Origin of the sequence: Methylocystis sp., assembly GCF_050251305.1 — a bacterium.
Classification (GTDB): Bacteria; Pseudomonadota; Alphaproteobacteria; order Rhizobiales; family Beijerinckiaceae; genus Methylocystis.
The window spans coordinates 22,630-42,532 of record NZ_JBFWNB010000007.1; the positions used below are offsets into that span (position 1 = coordinate 22,630).

16 protein-coding genes are annotated in these 19,903 nt (G+C 64.6%); 7 read left to right on the forward strand and 9 right to left on the reverse strand.

Features of this window, described 5'->3' with window-relative positions:
• Window positions 1-111 precede the first annotated feature (111 nt).
• Window positions 112-1,530: a DUF1254 domain-containing protein gene (locus tag AB7F41_RS04020; protein ID WP_428381381.1), complete on the forward strand. Its 1,419-nt coding sequence runs from the start codon at window positions 112-114 to the stop codon at window positions 1,528-1,530.
• Window positions 1,531-1,631: 101 nt separating this feature from the next.
• Here AB7F41_RS04020 and AB7F41_RS04025 read toward each other — a convergent pair whose 3' ends face one another.
• Window positions 1,632-2,165 carry a cob(I)yrinic acid a,c-diamide adenosyltransferase gene (locus tag AB7F41_RS04025; protein WP_428381383.1) on the reverse strand — a complete coding sequence of 178 codons (534 nt, stop codon included), beginning with the start codon at window positions 2,163-2,165 and terminating at the stop codon, window positions 1,632-1,634.
• 334 nt (window positions 2,166-2,499) lie between these two features.
• Between AB7F41_RS04025 and hemA the strand changes: the two genes are divergently transcribed.
• Window positions 2,500-3,786 carry a 5-aminolevulinate synthase gene (hemA, locus tag AB7F41_RS04030; protein ID WP_428381385.1) on the forward strand — a complete coding sequence of 429 codons (1,287 nt, stop codon included), beginning with the start codon at window positions 2,500-2,502 and terminating at the stop codon, window positions 3,784-3,786.
• Between the two features lie 514 nt (window positions 3,787-4,300).
• On the opposite strand, the gene AB7F41_RS04035 is transcribed toward hemA, so the two are convergent.
• Window positions 4,301-5,605, reverse strand: a complete 1,305-nt coding sequence (locus AB7F41_RS04035; protein ID WP_428381387.1) for a UDP-glucose dehydrogenase family protein — start codon at window positions 5,603-5,605, stop codon at window positions 4,301-4,303.
• A gap of 180 nt (window positions 5,606-5,785) precedes the next feature.
• Window positions 5,786-8,083 carry an NADP-dependent malic enzyme gene (locus AB7F41_RS04040; RefSeq protein ID WP_428381536.1) on the reverse strand — a complete coding sequence of 766 codons (2,298 nt, stop codon included), beginning with the start codon at window positions 8,081-8,083 and terminating at the stop codon, window positions 5,786-5,788.
• 309 nt (window positions 8,084-8,392) lie between these two features.
• Between AB7F41_RS04040 and AB7F41_RS04045 the strand changes: the two genes are divergently transcribed.
• Window positions 8,393-9,319 carry a hypothetical protein gene (locus AB7F41_RS04045; protein ID WP_428381389.1) on the forward strand — a complete coding sequence of 309 codons (927 nt, stop codon included), beginning with the start codon at window positions 8,393-8,395 and terminating at the stop codon, window positions 9,317-9,319.
• Window positions 9,320-9,446: 127 nt separating this feature from the next.
• On the opposite strand, the gene AB7F41_RS04050 is transcribed toward AB7F41_RS04045, so the two are convergent.
• Window positions 9,447-10,406 (reverse strand): DUF3616 domain-containing protein, encoded by a 960-nt coding sequence (locus AB7F41_RS04050; protein ID WP_428381391.1) that lies wholly within the window; start codon window positions 10,404-10,406, stop codon window positions 9,447-9,449.
• Between the two features lie 191 nt (window positions 10,407-10,597).
• Between AB7F41_RS04050 and mutS the strand changes: the two genes are divergently transcribed.
• Together mutS and AB7F41_RS04060 are read left to right on the forward strand one after the other, a co-directional pair.
• Window positions 10,598-13,279, forward strand: a complete 2,682-nt coding sequence (gene mutS, locus AB7F41_RS04055; RefSeq protein WP_428381393.1) for a DNA mismatch repair protein MutS — start codon at window positions 10,598-10,600, stop codon at window positions 13,277-13,279.
• Between the two features lie 239 nt (window positions 13,280-13,518).
• The gene (locus tag AB7F41_RS04060; protein WP_428381395.1) at window positions 13,519-13,941 is read left to right on the forward strand and encodes a hypothetical protein; all 423 of its coding nucleotides are present in this window, start codon (window positions 13,519-13,521) and stop codon (window positions 13,939-13,941) included.
• Window positions 13,942-13,965: 24 nt separating this feature from the next.
• Here the strand turns inward: AB7F41_RS04060 and rsmD are convergent, their stop codons facing one another.
• Together rsmD and AB7F41_RS04070 are read right to left on the reverse strand one after the other, a co-directional pair.
• The gene (rsmD, locus tag AB7F41_RS04065) at window positions 13,966-14,523 is read right to left on the reverse strand and encodes a 16S rRNA (guanine(966)-N(2))-methyltransferase RsmD (RefSeq protein ID WP_428381397.1); all 558 of its coding nucleotides are present in this window, start codon (window positions 14,521-14,523) and stop codon (window positions 13,966-13,968) included.
• Window positions 14,524-14,526: 3 nt separating this feature from the next.
• Window positions 14,527-16,269, reverse strand: coding sequence for a pseudouridine synthase (locus AB7F41_RS04070; protein WP_428406444.1), 1,743 nt, complete (start codon window positions 16,267-16,269; stop codon window positions 14,527-14,529).
• Between the two features lie 57 nt (window positions 16,270-16,326).
• Between AB7F41_RS04070 and AB7F41_RS04075 the strand changes: the two genes are divergently transcribed.
• Complete coding sequence (locus AB7F41_RS04075) at window positions 16,327-16,773, forward strand: nucleoside deaminase (protein ID WP_428381401.1); 447 nt, start codon at window positions 16,327-16,329, stop codon at window positions 16,771-16,773.
• A gap of 104 nt (window positions 16,774-16,877) precedes the next feature.
• On the opposite strand, the gene AB7F41_RS04080 is transcribed toward AB7F41_RS04075, so the two are convergent.
• Both AB7F41_RS04080 and AB7F41_RS04085 read right to left on the reverse strand, forming a co-directional pair.
• Window positions 16,878-17,741, reverse strand: a complete 864-nt coding sequence (locus tag AB7F41_RS04080; RefSeq protein WP_428381403.1) for a patatin-like phospholipase family protein — start codon at window positions 17,739-17,741, stop codon at window positions 16,878-16,880.
• A complete protein-coding gene (locus AB7F41_RS04085) occupies window positions 17,738-18,622 on the reverse strand; it encodes an alpha/beta fold hydrolase (protein WP_428381405.1) in 885 nt (294 codons plus the stop codon). The genes AB7F41_RS04080 and AB7F41_RS04085 overlap by 4 nt, the downstream gene beginning before the upstream one ends.
• Window positions 18,623-18,833: 211 nt before the next feature.
• Here AB7F41_RS04085 and AB7F41_RS04090 point away from each other — a divergent pair, with 211 nt between their 5' ends.
• On the forward strand, window positions 18,834-19,418 hold the full coding sequence (locus tag AB7F41_RS04090) for a beta-class carbonic anhydrase (RefSeq protein ID WP_428381407.1): 585 nt from the start codon (window positions 18,834-18,836) through the stop codon (window positions 19,416-19,418).
• A 129-nt stretch (window positions 19,419-19,547) separates the two neighbouring features.
• Here the strand turns inward: AB7F41_RS04090 and AB7F41_RS04095 are convergent, their stop codons facing one another.
• A complete protein-coding gene (locus AB7F41_RS04095; protein ID WP_428381409.1) occupies window positions 19,548-19,886 on the reverse strand; it encodes a rhodanese-like domain-containing protein in 339 nt (112 codons plus the stop codon).
• Between the last annotated feature and the right edge of the window lie 17 nt (window positions 19,887-19,903).

The following is a 19,903-nucleotide window of genomic DNA, read 5'->3' on the forward strand; positions in this document are numbered from 1 at the left end:
CGCGCACCGAAGCCGCCGTCGTTTCCCTTCTCAGCGAGAAAGCGGATAATATCGTGACGCGACCGAGGGCTGTTGCGCTCGTTCTCGGCATCAAGAAGATGGAGGCGGCCGGTGCGTCATTTCGGAAATCAGATTGTCGTCATAGCGGCTCTGGGGCTGGGATCGATTGCGTTTCAGCACGCCGCCCTTGCCGCCGCCGACCCGATCACCGAACAGGAAGCTTATGAGATCGGCAAGGAGGCCTATCTCTATCTTTATCCGCTGATCAGCATGGACGTGACGCGAAGGGTCATGACCAACATCGAAGCGGGAAAGAAGCCCGGCGCAGGACCGATGAACGAATTCCACCATGCGCGGACGTTTCCGACAGCGGAGTTTCGGGATGTCGTGCGGCCCAATTTCGACACGCTCTACTCCATCGCCTGGTTCGATTTGACCAAGGAGCCGATCATCCTTTCGACGCCAGACACGAAGGGGCGCTACTACCTGCTGCCGTTGCTCGACATGTGGACCGACGTCTTCGCCGTTCCCGGTAAGCGCACGACCGGCACGAGCGCCGGCAATTTCGCCATTGTCCCGCAGAATTGGAAGGGGCGGCTCCCTGCCGGCGTCGAGAGGATCGACGCGCCGACGCCCTATGCCTGGGTCATCGGGCGCACGCAGACGAACGGACCCAAAGATTATGACGCCGTCCACAGCGTTCAGGACGGCTATCAGCTCACCCCCCTTTCGCGTTGGCGCAAGCCGCCGAAGTCCGTGGCGGCAAAGATCGATCCAAACGTCGACATGAAGACGCCGCCGGTCGAGCAGGTCGACGCCATGCCGGCTGGCAAATTTTTCTCCTATGCCGCCGAACTGATGAAAACCAACGCGCCTCATGTGACGGATTGGTCGCAAATCGCGCGACTAAAGCGCATCGGCATCGAACCCGGGAAAAGCTTCAATTTCGAGTCGGCCGATCCTGTCGTGAAGCGCGCGCTTGAGAAGGCGAGCCAAGATGGGCTTGCGCTGATGAAGGAAAAGACGCCGACGCTGGCGCGCGTCGTGAACGGGTGGCAGATGAATACCGATACGATGGGCGTCTATGGAAACTACTATTTGAAACGCGCCATCATCGCGCAGGTTGGACTTGGCGCGAACCAGCCCGAGGACGCGATCTACCCCCTCAATCTCGCCGACAGCGACGGCAAGGCGCTCAAGGGCGAGGAGAAATACCTCCTACATTTCACGAAAGCCGAACTGCCGCCGGTCGACGCCTTCTGGTCGATCACTCTATACGACGACAAGGGCTTTCCAGTCGCGAATCCGCTGAACCGCTTCGCTCTCGGCGACGCTGATCCGCTGAAATACAATGCTGACGGCTCGCTTGATCTCTATATCCAGAACGCGAATCCGGGAGCCGAAAAGGAGTCCAACTGGCTTCCTTCTCCGGCGAGCGGAAGCGAAAACATCACGATGCGACTTTATGCGCCGAAGCCGCAGGCCCTTGACGGCCGCTGGACGCCGCCGGCTATCCGGCAGGCGGAATGAAGATCGAGCGATCGATGGGGCGAGGCGCCGTTGGCGCTTCTCACCCCGGATGAAGGTCGATGATGGGCGGCGCGAGGCCGCCTTCGCGGCTCGTGGAGGCTTTAGTCTCCCAACATCCGGTCCGCGTGTCCGCTTTGCTGATCCGCGAGGCGCGCGAGCGCGAACAACAGATCGCTGAAGCGATTGAGATAGGCGAGAACATTCTCGGGCGCCGGCGGCTCCTCGAGCGCGGCGATGCTGCGCTCGGCGCGCCGGGCGATAGCGCGAGCCATATGAAGGCGCGCGCTCGCCTCCGCCTCTCCCGGATAGATGAAATCGCGCAATGGCGGCAGAGCGTCCGTCGCGCGATCGATCTCGGCTTCGAGCGCCGCGATCTCGGCGTCGTCAACGACGATATCGATCCGCCGTCCTTCCGCGCTGACGATGGCGCTGATCCTGTAGAGCGCCTTTTGTGCGCTGCACAAAAGATCTCCGGCGTCCGGAAAGACGACGCGCGCGAGGCCGAGGCTCGCCGACAATTCGTCGAGATCGCCGACCGCGGCCACGCGCGGATCGAATTTCGCGGCCCGCCGGCCCGAGAAGAGGCTCGTCTGGCCCCGGTCGCCTTTTTTCGTATAGAGCTTCATCGCCGTCATGCGCACTCCCGGCATGTCCGATACCCCACGCGAGGCTGTGGGTCATGTCATAAAGCAACCCCGCTCCAGATAAAGCCTCGCTGACGGCGGGCGCGCGGGCGTCCTGCGGATGGACGCCAAGAAGGTTCATGACGGTTCGTGACGGTTCGTGGCGCCATTATTTTCTTCCTCAGTGGCCCGGCGCAGCGCAAGAAAAGAGCCTCAGGCGCGTCATTCGGCCACTCGCATTCCGGGCGCGGATCGGCTATGTAAGAAAACGTCCAAACTAAGCGACGGGCAGGACGGGACCCAGTCGTCGGACTCCGGCACAAGCAAAAAATCAAAGGGTTGGAGCATGGTCTATCGGCGTTACTTCGAGGCCGCCGTCTCCCGTCTGAAAGACGAGCGCCGCTATCGCGTCTTTGCGCATCTGGAGCGCGACGTCGAAGCTTTTCCGCTGGCGAACTGGCACCGCGAGGACGGCTCGGTCGAGCCGGTGACGATCTGGTGCTCCAACGACTATCTCGGCATGGGCCAGCACCCGGACGTGATCGCCGCGATGATCGACACCGCTTCCAGGGTCGGCGCCGGCGCGGGCGGCACCCGCAACATCTCCGGCACGAGCCACGCCATCGTCGAACTCGAGCATGAACTCGCCGACCTGCACGGCAAGGAGGCGGCGCTCGTCTTCACCTCGGGCTGGATCTCCAATCTGGCGGCGATCTCGACCATCGCCGACCTTCTGCCCAACTGCGTCATCCTCTCCGACGCCTCGAATCATAATTCGATGATCGAAGGCGTGAAGCGTTCGCGCGCGGAGAAGAAGATTTTCCGCCACAACGATCTCGCGCATCTCGAAGAACTGCTGATCGAGGCGGGCGTTCGTCCCAAGCTCGTCGTCTTCGAAAGCCTCTATTCGATGAACGGCAATATTGCGCCGGTGGCGGAGATCGTCGCCCTCGCCGAGCGCTACGGCGCGATGACCTATGTCGACGAAGTGCATGCGGTCGGCATGTATGGCGCGCGCGGCGGCGGCATTTGCGAGCGCGAAGGCGTCATGAACCGCGTCAATGTGATCGAGGGCACGCTCGCCAAGGGCTTCGGCACGATGGGCGGCTATATCGCCGGCGACGCCGTCGTGATCGACGCCATCCGGTCCTATGCCGCCTCCTTCATCTTCACGACGGCGCTGCCGCCGGCGGTCGCCGCCGCCGCCTGCGCCGCCGTGCGTCTGCTCAAGCGCCGGCCCGATCTGCGCGCGGCGCATCAACGCGCGTCGCACATCACCAAACATGCGCTCGCCGCCGCCGGCCTGCCGGTGCTGGAAAACGGCTCGCATATCGTGCCGGTGATGGTGCGCAACGCCGAGCTCTGCAAAGCCGCGAGCGACATGCTGCTCGATCGTCACTCGATCTATATCCAGCCGATCAACTATCCGACGGTGGCCAAGGGCGGCGAGCGGCTGCGCGTCACGCCGACGCCGCGGCACACGCATGCGCATATCGCAAACCTCGTCGAATCGCTCGTCGACGTCTGGCAGACGCTGGGCATCCCCTTCGTCGAGCCGCCGTCGCATCTCCATGTCGAGGAGAAGAGCGACGAGAAATGCAGCTATCCCGAGATCAAGCTCGCCGCGCAGTAGGCGCGACACGTTCGAATCCCGGCGTGCGCAGACTAGTTGACCGCCGCTCGGTTATTATTAAAGCTCGTGTTAGTGCAAGCGTATCTTGGCGTCTCTCGAAAGGGCAATTATGGACGGCGTTTGGCGGTCAGTCACTGACCAACTGGACGTGTGGCATTTCCCGCTCTTGTTTCTAACTGGAGCAACTTTGTTTTTACGATTTCAGTTGCAGAAGCGCTCTGGACACCAAGCCCAGACGGATAAAAGAGAACGCAAACCGAACCAAACAGACGACGGTTCGAAAGTGGCGCAAGCCGCAAGAAGGGCAGGACCGAACGAGATCGACGTCTTGTTGATAATTGTGATGGGTGCTCTGGTATTGTATCCGCTCACGTCGAAGACGTATTGCCAAAACGTGAAGTGCAAAGGGAACGATCGTCTCGCGCCAAAATGGCGACTTGGGGACTAATCAACACGTACCCGGGCAAGCGAATGGTCGTCGAGCCATGCGAGAGGCACAATCGACCTTCCCCGCTCACACCCTCCCGACGCTGACATAAGTGAAGCCGCGCTTGCGCACGTCGCCGGGACGATAGACGTTGCGCAGGTCGACGATGATCGGCTGCTTCAACAGACTCTTCACCCGGTCGAGATCGAGCGCGCGAAAGGCGTCCCATTCGGTGACGATCGCCAGCGCGTCGGCGCCGTCCAGCGCCGAATAGGCGTTGTCGTGGAAGGTGACCTCCGGCATCAGCGGACGCGCCTGCGTCATGCTTTCCGGATCATAGGCGTGCACCTGCGCGCCGTCTCCGGCCAGCGAGGCGACGATGGCGAGGGACGGCGCGTCGCGCATGTCGTCGGTGTTGGGCTTGAAGGCCAGCCCCAGCAGCGCGATCTTCTTGCCGCGCACCGAGCCGCCGAGCGCATGGATGACCTTGCGCGCCATCGCCCGCTTGCGCGCGTCGTTGACCGCGACCACCGTTTCGACGATGCGCAAGCTCGCGCCCTCGTCCTGTCCGGTCTTGATCAGCGCCAGCGTATCCTTCGGAAAGCAGGAGCCGCCATAGCCAGGCCCGGCGTGCAGGAACTTCGCGCCGATGCGCTTGTCGAGCCCGATTCCGCGCGCGACCTCCTGCACGTCGGCGCCGACTTTCTCGCACAGATCGGCGATCTCGTTGATGAAGGTGATCTTGGTCGCGAGAAATGCGTTAGCCGCATATTTGGTGAGTTCCGACGTGCGGCGGCCGACGAAGACCAGCGGCGGCGCGTTCAGGGACAGCGGCCGATAGATTTCCTCCATCACATCGCGGGCGCGCGGATCTTCGACCCCGATCACGACGCGGTCGGGGCGCTTGAAATCCTCGATCGCCGCGCCTTCGCGCAGGAATTCGGGATTGGACACGACGGTGAAATCGGCGTCCGGATTCACCTCGCGAATGATGCGTTCGACCTCGTCGCCGGTGCCGACGGGGACGGTCGATTTGTTGACGACGACGGTGAATCCTTCGAGCGCCTTGGCGATGGTTTGCGCGGCGGCGTAGACGAAGGACAGATCCGCATGGCCGTCGCCGCGACGCGAAGGCGTGCCCACGGCGATGAAAACGGCGTCTGCGCCGCGAACCGACGGTTCGAGTTCGGTGGTGAAGGACAGGCGGTTCTGTTCGACGTTATTGGCGACGAGTTCGTCGAGGCCGGGCTCGTAGATCGGGATGACCCCCGCCTTCAGCCGCTCGATCTTGCTCGCGTCCGCGTCGACGCAAATGACGTTGTGGCCGAAGTCGGCGAAACAGGCGCCCGAGACCAGACCCACATAGCCCGAGCCAATCATCGTAATGTTCATCAATCGCCTCTTTGCTGACCGCCGCAGGACGCGCCGGTCTTCCCATGCTCAGGACACAGGGGCGTCGCCGCCGGGAGCAGAACGCACGCCGCGTCGCTAAAATAGCCCGTTTCCAGTCCAAAGGACGAAATCGATCCCGCGCGCCGACGCGAGCGGTTCATTCTCTCACGCAAAAGCGGATCATCCTCCGACGCCAAAGGCGGCGAGCGCCGCCATATTGACGATGTCAGTGTCCGTCGCGCCGAGTTGGACGATTTGGATCGGTTTGTCGAGTCCGACAATCAGCGGGCCGAGAACGGTCGCGCCGCCCAGTTCCTGTAACATTTTCGTCGAAATAGCCGCCGAATGAAACGCTGGCATGACAAGAACATTCGCCGTGTCGGTGAGGCGCGAAAACGGATAGGCGCTCATCAGCTCCTTATTCAGGGCGATGTCGGCGCCCATCTCGCCCTCATATTCAAAATCCACCCGCCGCTGGTCCAGAACCTTCACCGCCTGATGCACCCGGGCGGTGCGTTCGCCCGGCGGGTAGCCGAAGGTCGAGAAGGCCAGCATGGCGACCCGCGGCTCGAGGCCGATGCGGCGCGCCACGCCCGCGGCCTCGATGGCGATCTCGGCCAGCTCCTCGGCGTCCGGCATTTCGGTGATCGCCGTGTCGGCCACGACGACGATGCGGCCATTCGCGAGAATGAGCGACGCGCCGATGACGCGGTGCCCAGGCTTGGCGTCGACGACGCGGCGCACGTCTTCCAGCGCATGCGAGAAATTGCGGGTCACGCCGGTGACCATGGCGTCGGCGTCGCCCTGCGCCACCATCGCCGCGGCGAAATGATTGCGATCCTGGTTGATGAGCCGCTGGCAGTCGCGCATCAGAAGCCCCTTGCGCTGCAGGCGCTCGAAGAGGAATTGCGCATAGACCGCGTTGCGTTGGGAAAGCTTGGCGTTGTGGATTTCGATCTCGGGCGCCAGTTCGAGGCCGGCGTTGGCCGCGGCTTCTTTGACGCGATCCTCTCGGCCTACAAGCACGGCGCGTCCGAACCCCTGATGAACGAATGAAAGCGCGGCGCGAATGACCTGCTCCTCTTCGCCCTCGGCGAAGACGACGCGCTTCGGATCGCGACGCACGCGTTCGTGGATCGTCTGCATGAGACCCGCGATCGGATCGCGGCGCGCCGAAAGTTCGGCGCGATAGGCTTGCATGTCGACGATCGGGCGACGCGCGACGGCGGTGTCCATCGCCGCGAGCGCCACCGCGGGCGGCACGACCGAGATAAGACGCGGATCGAACGGCGCCGGGATCAGATATTCGCGTCCAAAGCGCGGACGGGCGCCGCGATAGGCGTTCGCAACCTCGTCGGGGACGTCCTCGCGCGCGAGTTCCGCCAGCGCCAGCGTCGCCGCGATCTTCATCTCCATGTTGATCGTGCGCGCGCGAACGTCGAGCGCCCCACGGAATATGTAGGGAAACCCGAGAACATTATTGACCTGGTTGGGATAGTCGGAGCGACCGGTGGCGATGATCACGTCGGCGCGCGTGGCGCGCGCTTCTTCCGGCGTGATCTCGGGATCCGGATTGGCCATGGCGAAGACGATCGGATTGTCCGCCATGCTGAGAAGCATCTTCGGCGTCAAGGCCCCCTTGACGGACAGGCCATAGAAGATGTCGGCGCCTTCCAGCGCTTCGGCGAGCGTGCGCGCTGACGTGTCGACGGCGTGCGCGCTCTTCCACTGGTTCATGCCTTCCTGCCGGCCGCGATAGACAACGCCCTTGGTGTCGCACAAGATCACGTTGCGCGGATCGAATCCGAGCGCTTTCGCCAGATCCAGACAGGCGATGCCGGCCGCGCCGGCGCCGTTACAGACGAGTTTCGCTTCCCGGATGTCGCGGCCGGTCAGCAGCAGCGCGTTGAGAATGCCGGCGGAGGAGATGATCGCCGTGCCATGCTGATCGTCGTGAAAGACCGGAATGTCCATGAGGTCGCGCAGCCGCTCCTCGATGACGAAACACTCAGGCGCCTTGATGTCTTCGAGATTGATTCCGCCGAACGACGGGCCGAGATAACGCACGGCGTTGACGAATGCGTCGACGTCCTTTGCGTCGATCTCGAGATCGATCGAATCGATGTCGGCGAATCGCTTGAACAGCGCGGCCTTGCCCTCCATCACCGGCTTTGCCGCAAGCGCGCCGAGATCGCCGAGGCCGAGGATGGCCGTGCCGTTGGTGATGACGGCGACCATGTTGCCGCGCGTCGTATAGTCGAAGGCCGCGGAAGGATCCTTGGCGATCGCGAGCACCGGCGCGGCGACGCCCGGCGAATAGGCCAGCGAAAGATCGCGCTGGGTCGCCATGGGCTTCGAGGCGACGACCGCAAGTTTGCCGGGCCGGCCGCGCGTATGAAACAGCAGCGCTTCCTTGTCTGAAATCGTCGCGCGCTGTTCTCCTTCCGCCCGATTGCTCGTCGCGCGGGCGTTCGCCATGTCGTCGGCCATTTCGGTCCCTTTTCGGCCAGTGCTGCTGCGTTGCAGCAAACCGACCATAACCGGAGCATAGTCGCGTTCACAAGCGCCTCGGACGTGACGCCGGCGCGCCAAGCTGTCGCGGAACAATGGCCAAGCGTTCGAGTTTTAGAACCATGCGCGGCTCGACAGGCCGCTGCTCAGTATTGGTTTGCCAACAAACGTGCTGGCTTCGGAGGTTTCTATGAACGGCATCATCTACCTCGTCGGACTTATCGTCGTCATCATGGCGATCCTGTCGTTTCTTGGTCTGCGCTGAGGGAGACAAAGATGACCGATTTTGTGCAAACCGGATTGGACCTCAGGCCAACGCGCGCCGAAACCGCCGCAATGTCGACGGCGCGGGAGATGTCAGGCCGCACGACCAACACGGACTGGCCAGCTATCATCGCGGGCGCGATGGTCGCGGGCGCGATTTCCTTCGTCATGGGCACCTTTGGTTCGGCCATCGGACTGTCGTTGACGTCGACATATGAGGGCGGATCGCTGGCGGTTCATCTGATCGCGCTGACGCTGTGGGTGCTGTGGGTCGTGGTGTCGAGCTTCGCGCTCGGCGGCTACGTCGCAGGACGGTTGCGGCGACGCGTGACCGATCTTTCCGAGGAGGAGGCGGAGATTCGCGACGGCGCGCATGGCCTGGTGCTCTGGGCCTCGTCGCTTGTGATCATCGCCCTTGTCACCGGCGTCTCCATCTTCCAGCTGGCGAAGACGGGCGTTTCGGCGGCGGCTTCAGATGGAGGCGCCGGCGCCGAAACGTCAGCGCTGGCGTCCACGCTCAATCCTGTCGACGAACGCGTCGACTTTCTGTTGCGCGGCGATGGCGACGTCAACGCCAGAGGCGTCAACATGCCCGCCGACTATCCGCGCGAGATTGTGACGCGCATCGTCGCGCGCGGCATGGCGACGGGCGACCTCACCGGAGAAGATCGCGCCTATCTCGTCAATGTTCTCGCTTCGCGCACCGGTCTTGCGCCGGACGCGGCGGAAAGGCGCGTCGATCTGACCGCCGAGCGGCTGCGCGAAGATCACGCCAAGGCGAAGGAGGCGGCGGAGACGGCGCGCAAAACCGGAATCGTTCTCGCGTTTCTTTCCGCGGCGACCATGCTGATCGGCGCCGTCGCGGCCTGGTTCGGCGCAACGCTCGGCGGCCGTCATCGCGATCAAAACATCGGCGTCGCGGCGCTGTCCCGCTTCTAGCTGGAGGTCCAAAATGTTTCGGTCTGTCTTGCTCTGGATGATCGGCGTGCCTCTCCCGATCATTATCCTGTTGGCGCTCTGGCGCTAAAATCGAAAACCCCGGAAGATCGGTCTTCCGGGGTTTTTCCTATGGCGCGCGGGGGATGTCGAAGACCAGCGGCGCGCCGTCCGCGCCGCCGTCCGAGAGCACCAGCAAGCGGTAGCGCTCCGGCGTCGCATTGAGCATGCCGATGGCTTCCGGCTTGATCGGCCTGTTGGTCCCGTCGCGCGGCGCGTTGTCCAGGTCGAGAATCGCAAGTTCGCGTGTTTGCGCGGCGCCTTGATAAGGTCTTTCAATTCGGAAGATCGAATAATTCCGCGGAGCTTCGTCGTAATCTGGACCGACAAGCGCCAAGAGCGCATCTTCGGCGATCGTCAGATCGCGGATCGCGCGCTTGTCGCCGACGCGGATGCGCGCCACGCTTGGCGTCGGGTCGCCGCCTTCGAAGAGCGCGTTCGCGTCGACGCCTACAATCAACGCCTCGCCATTGATCGCGGGACCGCGAAAGCCAAAATAGAGGCGTCCGTCCCTGGCCGCGACGCCCTCGATGTTGACTCCCTGCTTTCCTCTCAGGTCCCGCCGTGCTTCCGGAGGATTGTCGCCGAGGCACGCCTGAGGGCCGGCGTGACCGGCGAATTCCGGCAGACCCGCGAGGATCCTCCAAAGTTCGCCGCTGGACGCGATGGCGTGCGGCGCGCGCGTCACGGGATCGAGGTCGAATCGCAGCACGACTCGGTTGGCGGGGTGATCCCTGCAGCTCTTTCGCTTCACCGAATGCGACCCGGCGATGTAGAAAAACCTGCCGTCGGCCGCCGCCCCCTCCGCGTCAAACTCCCCGGAGGCGACAGGCAGAACGAAGGGCGCGCCGATCGCCGCCAATCCGCCTTCCTGCAATCGAACGAAAACAGCCTTGTCGCCTTCGTCGGCCACGAGGAGGCATGTGTCGGGCGCGTCCGCCGCGCAGGCGATTCCACTGACGTTTGCGCGTGCGTCGGATTGCGAAAAGGCGGGCGGCGAAACGCTCCAGGGGGTCGGCGATTCCGGCACCACGCGCTCCGCGCCAACGGCGGCGGGACACAGCCAAGCGGCGAATGCGGCGATTACGACAGGGCGGCCGATGTGAATCATCGAAGTCACCGATCTTCAACCAGGACTCTAGGCGCGGGCGGGCGCGTCGTCCACATGCGAACGCGTGCGGCGCGTGGCGCCCGGGCGGCGCGGCCGCTACACTGCCGCCGATGAAACACGCCCCGCCCGCTCCAATTCCAAACCCTGGCGACAAGGCGCCGGCGCGGGCGACGCCGATGATCGCGCAATATATCGAGATCAAGGCGGCGAACGCCGACAGTCTGCTTTTTTACAGGATGGGCGATTTCTACGAGCTGTTCTTCGAAGACGCGCAGATCGCGTCGCGCGCGCTCGGCATCATGCTCACCAAACGCGGCAAGCATCTTGGCGAAGACATTCCGATGTGCGGCGTGCCGGTGGAGCGCGCGAACGACTATCTGCAGAAACTCATTGCGCTCGGCCATCGCGTCGCCGTCTGCGAACAGATCGAAGATCCGGCGGAAGCGAAAAAACGCGGCGCGAAATCGGTCGTGCGGCGCGACGTCGTCCGGCTTGTCACGCCGGGCACGATCACCGAAGACGCGCTGCTCGATCCGGCGCGACACAACGCCTTTCTGGCGATCGCGCGCATGCGCGGAGAAGACGGCCGCTGGCGTTACGGCCTCGCCAGCGTCGACATTTCGACAGGCGCTTTCACGGTCTGTGAGCGCGAGGAAACGGCGCTCGGCGCCGAGATCGCGCGCCTTGAGCCTCGCGAAATCGTCGCCGCCGACGCGCTTTGCCGGGATGCGTCGCTTTCGGCGCTTATTGACGCGGCGGGCGTTCCCGTCGCGCCGATCGGCCGAGACATTGGCGACGGCGTCGACGCCGCGCGACGTCTCAAGGAATTCTACGCTGTCGCGACGCTCGACGGTTTCAGCGCCCTGAGCGACGGCGAGCTCGCCGCCGCCGCAACCGCGATTCTTTACGTCGAACGCACGCAAAAGGGACAGCGGCCGGCGCTGTCGCGCCCAATGAGCCTGCGCGCGCTGACGACGCTCGAGATTGACGTGGCGACCCGCGCCAACCTCGAACTGACGCGGACGCTGTCCGGCGCGCGCGAGGGGTCTTTGCTCTCGGTCGTTGATTTCACCGTCACGCCCGCCGGCGCCAGGCTGTTGGCCGAGCGGATTGCGGCGCCTCTGACGGACGCGCAAGTCATTGCGGCGCGTCTCGACGCCGTGACGTTCTTTCTCGACGCGCCCGATCTGCGCAACGCGCTTCGCGCCAAGCTCGCACGCGCGCCGGACCTTTCGCGCGCCCTTTCGAGGCTGTCGCTGCAGCGCGGCGGTCCGCGCGATCTTGCAAGCGTCGGCGTCATGCTTCGAGAGGCGCGGGACATCGCGCGTCTTTTCGCGCAGCGCGAATCTCCGTCGAAAGTGGCGGCGGAAGCTCAAACGCTCTCACAGGCGGATGTCGCGCTCGCCGACAGAATACTCGCAAACTTGAAAGACGAATTGCCGCTCGACAAGCGCAATGGCGATTTCATCGGCGAGGGCCGCGACGCCGAACTCGACGATGCGCGACAATTGCGCGACGCAAGCCGCAAGGTGATCGCTGAGCTGCAGAGACGCTATGCCGAGCTCACCGAAACGAAGCTGAAGATCAAGCACAATAATTTTCTCGGCTTCTTTCTCGAAGTTTCTCTGGCGCATGGCGAAAAGCTGCTGCGGCCGCCGTTTGACGCGACCTTCACGCATCGTCAGACAATGGCCGACGCCATGCGTTTTTCGACGCGGGAACTCGTCGAACTGGAAGCGAAGATCGCTTCGGCGGCGGATCGCGCGCTTGCGCGCGAATTGGCGATCTTCGACGCGCTGGTCGGCGAAGTGTGCGCGCGCGTCGACGATCTGCAGCGTCTCGCCGAGGCTTTCGCGCGACTCGATTTATTCGGCGCGCTGGCCGAGGTCGCAGAGAAGCGCGGCTGGACGCGCCCGTCGATCGACGCATCGCTTGACTTCAAAATTGTCGGCGGGCGTCACCCTGTGGTCGAAGCGTCACTTCAGACGCAAGGCAGAGCCTTCGCTGCAAACGACTGCGAGCTCGGCGCCGCGGACGGCGGCCGCATCGCGGTCGTCACCGGGCCGAATATGGCGGGCAAGTCGACCTATCTGCGTCAGAACGCGCTCATCGCGCTCCTGGCGCAGACGGGATCTTACGTCCCGGCGCAGTCGGCGCGCATCGGCGTCATCGACAGGCTTTTCTCTCGCGTCGGCGCCTCGGACGATCTCGCGCGCGGGCGTTCGACCTTCATGGTCGAGATGGTCGAAACCGCGGCGATCCTGAACTGCGCGACGCAGCGTTCACTGGTCATTCTCGACGAGATTGGGCGCGGCACGGCGACATTCGACGGGCTGTCGATCGCCTGGGCGACGATCGAGCATCTGCATGAAGCGAATCGTTCGCGCGCGATCTTCGCGACGCATTTCCATGAGCTGACGCAGCTTGCCAAGAGACTGCCGCGCCTCGTCAATCTGACGATGAAGGTGACGGATCACGCCGGCGACGTGGTGTTCCTGCATGAAGTGATCAAAGGCGCCGCGGACCGTTCCTATGGCGTGCATGTCGCGCAGCTCGCGGGTTTGCCGGCGAGCGTCGTTGCGCGCGCCCATGCGATTCTCGCAGAGCTGGAGGCGGCCGATCGTCGCGCGCCGGTCGAAACATTGATCGACGATCTGCCGCTGTTTGCGCGGCTCGCCGAGGCGCCGGCGTCGAAGGATGCGCTGCGCGAAGCGCTGAAAGAGATCGATCCGGATCAGCTGACGCCGCGCGAAGCGATCGCGGCGCTCTATGAACTGAAGAAAAAACTCTGAGCGCATTTTTTGGGGTCGCGGCCAAGCTTTGACGGCTGGTGACTAAGTCGCAGACCCGGGCGCGTTCGACACACACAATCCATTCAATGAGCCGCATCCGCATGGCTTTCTTCAACGCTGCGCGTCGAAGAAAAACACAAGGATCGGCGATGCGCCGGCGCCGCCTGCCGCATTCATGAAGCATGTCCGTCGCGCATGCGACGGCGCCACGCAACTACTCTCATAGTGGAGAATGGGTCATGATTCTCGTGCTGATCTTCGTCGGAGTCGCATTGGCGACCTTCGGCGTGCTTTCACTCCTCGACGTGCAGTTTAAGGCAAACAAACTGACGGCCGTCACGGCGTTGTTCGGCGGAATGGCGATGGTCGTCGGAGCCGAAGCCGGATTGATCGGATCCAGTTCGTCCTTCTTCAAAGCGCAACAGATTCAGACGTCGGCCTGCGAGCTGGACGGCGAGTCGGCCTATCCCGAAAATCGCCGCCTCGATCCAAATCACCTGATTCGCAAATACATTCTGGGCTGTATGGAGCGGGCCGGCTACGCATGGACGACCGATCACGATCACTGCAAGGAAGCGCCACTCGCGACAAATGCGTTATGCTATTTGCCGACGGGCGCCTTCGATCGCGCGGTGACGAAAGTTCAGGTCGCCTTCGAGTGAGGCGCGCGACGGCGCTCCTGAGCGCTAAGCGTCATAGCGCGCGAAGACGAATTGCGTGTCGCCGTAGCGGCGCTCGTCTTCGCGCAGCAAAGGCGGCGGCAAATCAATCCGCGCCTTTGCGCTTTCTTCGATGACCACGATCGCGCCCGGCGCCAGCCAACCGCCGCCGACGAGCGCGATCAGCGCAGGCGTCCCGAGATCCTTGCCATAGGGCGGATCGAGAAAGGCGAGCGAAAACTGTTCGCCCGGCGGCGCGTCCCCGAGCTTTACGGCGTCACGGCGGAAGATCCGAGTGACGCCGCCCAGTCCAAGCGCTTCGATATTGGCGCGCAACAGGGCGCGCGCTTCGACGCCGTCGTCGACGAAGAGCGCGCGCGCCGCGCCGCGCGACAGGGCTTCGAGGCCGAGCGCGCCTGCGCCGGCGAAGAGATCGACGACATTCGCGCCCGAAACCGGATCGTCGAAGCGATGCGCAAGAATGTCGAACACGGATTCGCGCAACCGCTCGGAGGTGGGTCGGATCGCCTGGGAGCGCGGCGCGAAAAGCGCCCGACCGCGCAGCGCGCCGCCGACGATGCGCATGGCCTATGCGCCACGGGGTTTGCGCGGCCCCTTCGGCGGTCCTTTTTGCGGACGGCCTCGGCCGCCGGCGGGACCTTTGCCTGGTCCGCCGCGCGAACCTTTGCCGGCGGCCCTGTGCGGTCCGGGGCTTCGCGAAGACCGCGCGTCTCCGGCGGCGCGAGTCCGATCAGATTTGCCTGCGCCGCCTCGGCGGCCGCCGGCCGAAAATTCGCGCTCGACGTTGCGGGGCTTGTCAAATTGCCGCGGGCGCTCCTGGCGCGTCGCGCTGGCGCCGCGCGCATCCCGTCGCGTCGCGCCGCTTGCGTTCCGCGGCGGGCGTGCGTCGGAACGCGCGTCGCCCCGTTCCGCCGCCCGATGATTTTCGCGACCACGCGCGCCGTCGTCCGCCCGCTTTTGGAATCGCCGTGCGTCGGCTGGACGTTCCTCGCGTCTTTCGTATCCCCGACCCGCGCTCGCCGATCGCGGAGGTCTTGCGGCGGCGTTGCGTTCCTCCGCGCGCGGCGGTCGGCGCGACCCGGGCGCGGCCCGCTCCTGTCGGGGCGCCTCGTCGCGAAGGAAGCGTTCGGCGCGCGGCCGGCTTTCCGTCGGCGGACGCTCGGATCGCGCCCTTGTCTGTTGCGGGCGGCCGTCGCCGCGCATCGATTCGAACCGCCGCGCGTTGCGCGACTGATTTTCATCTTGCGCCTTACGTCCAACCGGCGTCACCCGCTCCACGGAAACGGCGCGACCCTTGCGGTCGGCGACGGCGCCGCGCGTCACGCGCGCGCGCGGTCCGGCGTCGCGCCGCTCGTCGCGCTCCTTGCGCAGCGTCGAGACATGTTTGCGCGATCGTTTCGCGAGGCGTTCGCGCATCTCCTGCTGTTCCGCCGGCGCCGTCTCGCGCAGCGGCGTGGCGAAATCGGCGCCGGCGAGTTCGGCGAGCGATTTGCCCAGCTGCTCGCGCAGCGTTTTCAGTCGGACTTCCTCAACGGCGCCTTCCGCCAGATCGCCGAGCTGGAACGGGCCGTAGGACACGCGAATGAGCCGCGTGACGTCGAGCCCCAGATGCGCCATGACGCGCTTGATCTCGCGGTTCTTGCCTTCGGTGAGACTCATCGCGATCCAGGCGTTGGCGCCCTGCTCGCGTTCGAGCCGCGCTTCGATCGGCGCGTAATTGACGCTGTCGATCGTCACGCCGTCGCGCAGCGAATCGAGCCGCGCCTGATCGATCGCGCCATGCGCCCGCACGCGATAGCGTCGCGTCCAGCCGGTCGCCGGCAATTCCAGCGTGCGCGCCAGACCGCCGTCATTGGTGAGCAGCAGCAGTCCTTCGGTGTTGATGTCCAGCCGTCCGACGCTGACCAGCCGCGGAAGATCTGGGTGGCGCTCGTCAAGAAAAGAGAACACCGTGGGGCGGCCTTCTTCGTCGCGCGCCGTGGTGACGTAGCCTGGGGGCTTGTGGAAGAGAAAGAGCCGCGTGCGCTCGCGCGCCTGCATCGGCGCGCCGTCGATCGTGATCTTGTCGCTGTCCTGCGCGTTAAACGCGGGACTGGTCAGCGCGCGTCCGTTGACGGCGACGCGGCCTTCGGCGATCCAGCGCTCGGCGTCGCGGCGCGAACAGACTCCGGCGCGCGCCATGATCTTGGCGATCCGCTCGCCCTCGAAGGCCTTTTCGCGCGGCGGCACCGGCGCTTCCCTGGCGCGACGGCGCAGCGGCCGGTCGCCGCTTTTTTGCGCCGGTCTATCATTGTGGTTCTTTTGTTTCATGGGTTCTGATAGCAGGCGGCAGGCGCGCTTTGAAGCGCGATTGCTAAAGAGCGAGGAATGAACGGGAAGGATCCTTTCAGCGTCGCCTTCGAGCAGGCGCGCGCCGCCGTGGCCGCGGGCGAAGTCCCGGTCGGCGCGGCGGTTGCCCGCAGTGGCGAGGTCGTCGCCGCGGCGGGCAACCGCACGCTGCGCGATCGCGATCCGACCGCGCATGCCGAGATGCTCGCGATCCGCGAGGCCTGCGCCGCGTTGGGATCGGAGCGGCTCGTGGACTGCGACCTCTATGTGACGCTCGAGCCCTGCGCCATGTGCGCGGCGGCGATCAGCTTCGCCCGAATCCGCCGGCTCTATTATGCGGCGAGCGATCCGAAAGGCGGCGGGGTGGAGCATGGGCCGCGATTCTTCGCGCAGCCGACCTGCCATCATCGGCCCGAGATTTACGGCGGCATTCGCGAGAGCGAGGCGGCGCAGCTTCTGCAGGACTTCTTTCAGGCGCGACGTTAGAGCGCGTTGCGAAAGCGGAATCCGGTTTTTCGCGGCAAGCGCGCCCTGGTTTTAGGGGATGGAGCAGAAGTCACGTTTGAAGCGAGTCGCATTTGCGATCCGCATCAAACGATCCTGCTCCGAGCCTCCAACCGCAGCGCCGCCTGCGCCAAGCCGTGGCGCAGCGTGTCGCCGCAGGCGTCGCCGGCGGTGAAAATGCGCGACGCCTTGAACAGATCGAGCGCGAGATATTGATGCACCTCGGGCCGGATCAGGACATCCGGCGGCCGTTCGGCGATCATCCGCGAACTGATCGCGTTCATCATGATCTGGCTCGCGACGATCATCGTCTCAAAGGCGGACGGGGGCCCCTTGCCGGTCTCGACGCCGAAATTGCCGGAGACGTCGACGGCGATGACGATGTCGGCGAGCCCCCAGAGATGATCGTAGGGGAGCGGGTTGACCAATCCGCCATCGACGAAATAGCCGTGATCGCTCTGGGCGGCGCGCACAATGCCCGGGATCGCCATAGAGCCCGCGACCGCGGGGCGCAGAGGCCCTGTGGCGAACACGGCCTCGACGCGGCGGCGAAAATCGGTCGCGACGACCTGCAGCGGAATGCGCAGATCTTCGAAACGCTCCGGCATGCCTTCGGGCCAAAAGGCCTGCAGAAAACGCTCGCCGTCGAACAGCAGCGGGTGGGCGACGCGGGAAAGAAGCCGCTTCCGTCCGCGCGCCCGCGCATGCAGCAGCCGGCGCGCAAGTCCGATCCGGTTCTGGAGCATGGCCTGAGTGTGGGCGCGCAGCTCCGCGCCGGTATGGCCTGCCGCATAGGCTGCGCCGATGATCGCGCCGATCGAGGCGCCGGCGATGGCGACGGGCCGCACGCCCATGTCGTCCAGCGCTTGCAGCACGCTGATATGCGCAAGTCCGCGGGCGCCGCCGCCGCCGAGCGCAAGCGCGACGGTTTTCCCGCGATACAGGCTCACAGGAACGCCTCCAAGGCGGCGAGCGTCTCCGCCGGCGCCTCCTCCATCGGATAGAGGCCGGAATCGACGCGCGCCTCGGCGATGTCGTCGCCCCATTCGCGCCACGCCGCGAGCAGCGACGGGCCATGCGCGGGGAAGGCCGCATCCCCCGCGATGATGAGCGTTGGCGCAGCGAGCTTCTTACCTTCCGCCTTGTCGTCGGCAAGATGCTCGCGATCGATGGTCGCGCCGGCGCGAAAATCCTCGCAGAAGGCGTGAATGCGCGCGGGATCGTTGAAGGCCTGGCGGTAGGCGGCGAGCGCCTCCGCTCCAAACGCGTCCAGCGACTTCGCTTTCGTCGCGTTCATCAGCGCATCGTCGAGAAAGCCGATCGGATCGAGCCCGATCAGCTCTTCCGGCTTGGGCGCCTCTGCCGCAAGGAAGCGCGCGCGTCCGACCCGCTGCAAATCTCCGTCGCCGAAATTGTCGTCGACGGGCGCGATATTGACGAGCGCGAGCTTCTCCAGCCGTCCGGGCTGATCGAGCGCAAGGCGCTGGCCGACGCGCGCGCCCCGGTCATGCCCGACGAGGGCGAAGCGCACGTAGCCGAGCGACTCCATGACCGCCACGACATCGGCGGCCATCTCCCGCTTGGCGTATTGCGCGCCCTTTTCGCTCGCCGGCGCCGACGACCAGCCATAGCCGCGCAGATCCATCGCCACGACGGTGAAACGTTTGGCGAGCGCCGGCGCGATCTTGCGCCAGGCGACATGCGTCTCGCCGAACCCATGCAACAGAACCACGGGACGGCCCTCGCCGCGGACCCGGGCGAATATTTTTCCAACCGGCGCGTCGATCCAATGCGAAGCGAAACCAGGGAACAGATGCGCGTGATCAGACATTCCTAACAACCATCTCCTTCAGGGGCGAACGCGTCAGCGCAAACGTTATATCGTATCAGCGCCAACGTTCTCGAAATATACATCGCTGAGCGTCAAGCGACTATGTCACGAAGATCGCGCGCTCCCTGTGCTTGAAATGAAAGCTGAAGCGCTTCAATGTTGAGGCAGGTCAAAAAATATCGAAGCAACAAACGCAACAAGGGAGAGAGACATGGCAAGCCAGATCGTGAACGAAGTTGTCGCCGCGAACAATGCTTACGCGGCCGATTTCGGAAAGAAGAGCGAGCTTGCGCTGCCTCCGGCGCGCGGCTTCGCGATCCTCACCTGCATGGACGCGCGTCTCGATCCGGCGAAATACGCCGGACTGTCGGAAGGCGATGCGCATGTGGTGCGGAACGCCGGCGGTCGCGCGTCGGACGACGCGATTCGTTCTCTCGTCATTTCGCACAAGCTGCTCGGCACCAAGGAGTGGTTCGTCATTCACCACACCAATTGCGGCATGGAGCTGTTCTGCGACGAGATCATGAGCGGCCTGCTGGACGACAATCTCGCCACGGCGAGTTTCGACGGCAAGGACTGGTCGAACCCGCAACATGGCGGCGGCTGCTCAGCCGGCCACTTCATCAAGTGGCACACGATCAAGAATCAGGAGGAAAGCGTCGCGCAGGACGTTGCGCGCATCCGTTCGCATCCGCTGGTGCCGAAGAACATCCCGATCTACGGCTACATCTATGATGTGAAGACCGGCAAGATCAACGAGGTCGCCGAAGCGACGAAGCTCGGCAAGGCCGCGTAAGCGCCTCCGCGCGATCCCGATCGTTTCGCTGCGCCGAGGCGATCGTGAAATTCATGATCGGCTGCGCGCTGGATCCCCGATCGCGCCATGCGCGTCGGGGACGACAGGCGCAGCGAGCTGCGCGGCGCGTCACTCCACCGCGCCGCCGCGGGCGCGCCAGCCGCCGGTGCCCGGCGCATAATGGCGAATGTCTTTGCGGCCGACGTTTTGCGCCTGCGCAAGCGCCTTGGCCGATCGGCCGCCCGCCTGGCAGATGAGAACGACGTCGCCCTTCGGAAGCTTGGTCGGATCGAAGCTCGACAACGGCATGTTCGTCGCGCCCGGCACATGGCCCGCGCCATATTCGTGCGGCTCGCGAACGTCGACGACGGCGCAGGACTTGTCCGCGACGACGCGGCAGAAATCGTCATGCTCGATGGTCGGCGCGCCGCCGCCAGCGAGTTTCGACAGGAGAGAGCCCAGAGCCATTTTCCGTTCCTTTCTTC

What these genes read in the sequence shown, in the direction of transcription:
- AB7F41_RS04025 (WP_428381383.1), bottom strand. Translation starts at nt 2,165, where the DNA reads ATGACGGCGATGAAGCTCTATACGAAAAAAGGCGACCGGGGCCAGACG.
- hemA (WP_428381385.1), top strand. Translation starts at nt 2,500, where the DNA reads ATGGTCTATCGGCGTTACTTCGAGGCCGCCGTCTCCCGTCTGAAAGAC.
- AB7F41_RS04035 (WP_428381387.1), bottom strand. Translation starts at nt 5,605, where the DNA reads ATGAACATTACGATGATTGGCTCGGGCTATGTGGGTCTGGTCTCGGGC.
- AB7F41_RS04040 (WP_428381536.1), bottom strand. Translation starts at nt 8,083, where the DNA reads ATGGCGAACGCCCGCGCGACGAGCAATCGGGCGGAAGGAGAACAGCGC.
- AB7F41_RS04045 (WP_428381389.1), top strand. Translation starts at nt 8,393, where the DNA reads ATGACCGATTTTGTGCAAACCGGATTGGACCTCAGGCCAACGCGCGCC.
- mutS (WP_428381393.1), top strand. Translation starts at nt 10,598, where the DNA reads ATGAAACACGCCCCGCCCGCTCCAATTCCAAACCCTGGCGACAAGGCG.
- AB7F41_RS04060 (WP_428381395.1), top strand. Translation starts at nt 13,519, where the DNA reads ATGATTCTCGTGCTGATCTTCGTCGGAGTCGCATTGGCGACCTTCGGC.
- rsmD (WP_428381397.1), bottom strand. Translation starts at nt 14,523, where the DNA reads ATGCGCATCGTCGGCGGCGCGCTGCGCGGTCGGGCGCTTTTCGCGCCG.
- AB7F41_RS04070 (WP_428406444.1), bottom strand. Translation starts at nt 16,269, where the DNA reads ATGAAACAAAAGAACCACAATGATAGACCGGCGCAAAAAAGCGGCGAC.
- AB7F41_RS04075 (WP_428381401.1), top strand. Translation starts at nt 16,327, where the DNA reads ATGAACGGGAAGGATCCTTTCAGCGTCGCCTTCGAGCAGGCGCGCGCC.
- AB7F41_RS04085 (WP_428381405.1), bottom strand. Translation starts at nt 18,622, where the DNA reads ATGTCTGATCACGCGCATCTGTTCCCTGGTTTCGCTTCGCATTGGATC.
- AB7F41_RS04090 (WP_428381407.1), top strand. Translation starts at nt 18,834, where the DNA reads ATGGCAAGCCAGATCGTGAACGAAGTTGTCGCCGCGAACAATGCTTAC.
- AB7F41_RS04095 (WP_428381409.1), bottom strand. Translation starts at nt 19,886, where the DNA reads ATGGCTCTGGGCTCTCTCCTGTCGAAACTCGCTGGCGGCGGCGCGCCG.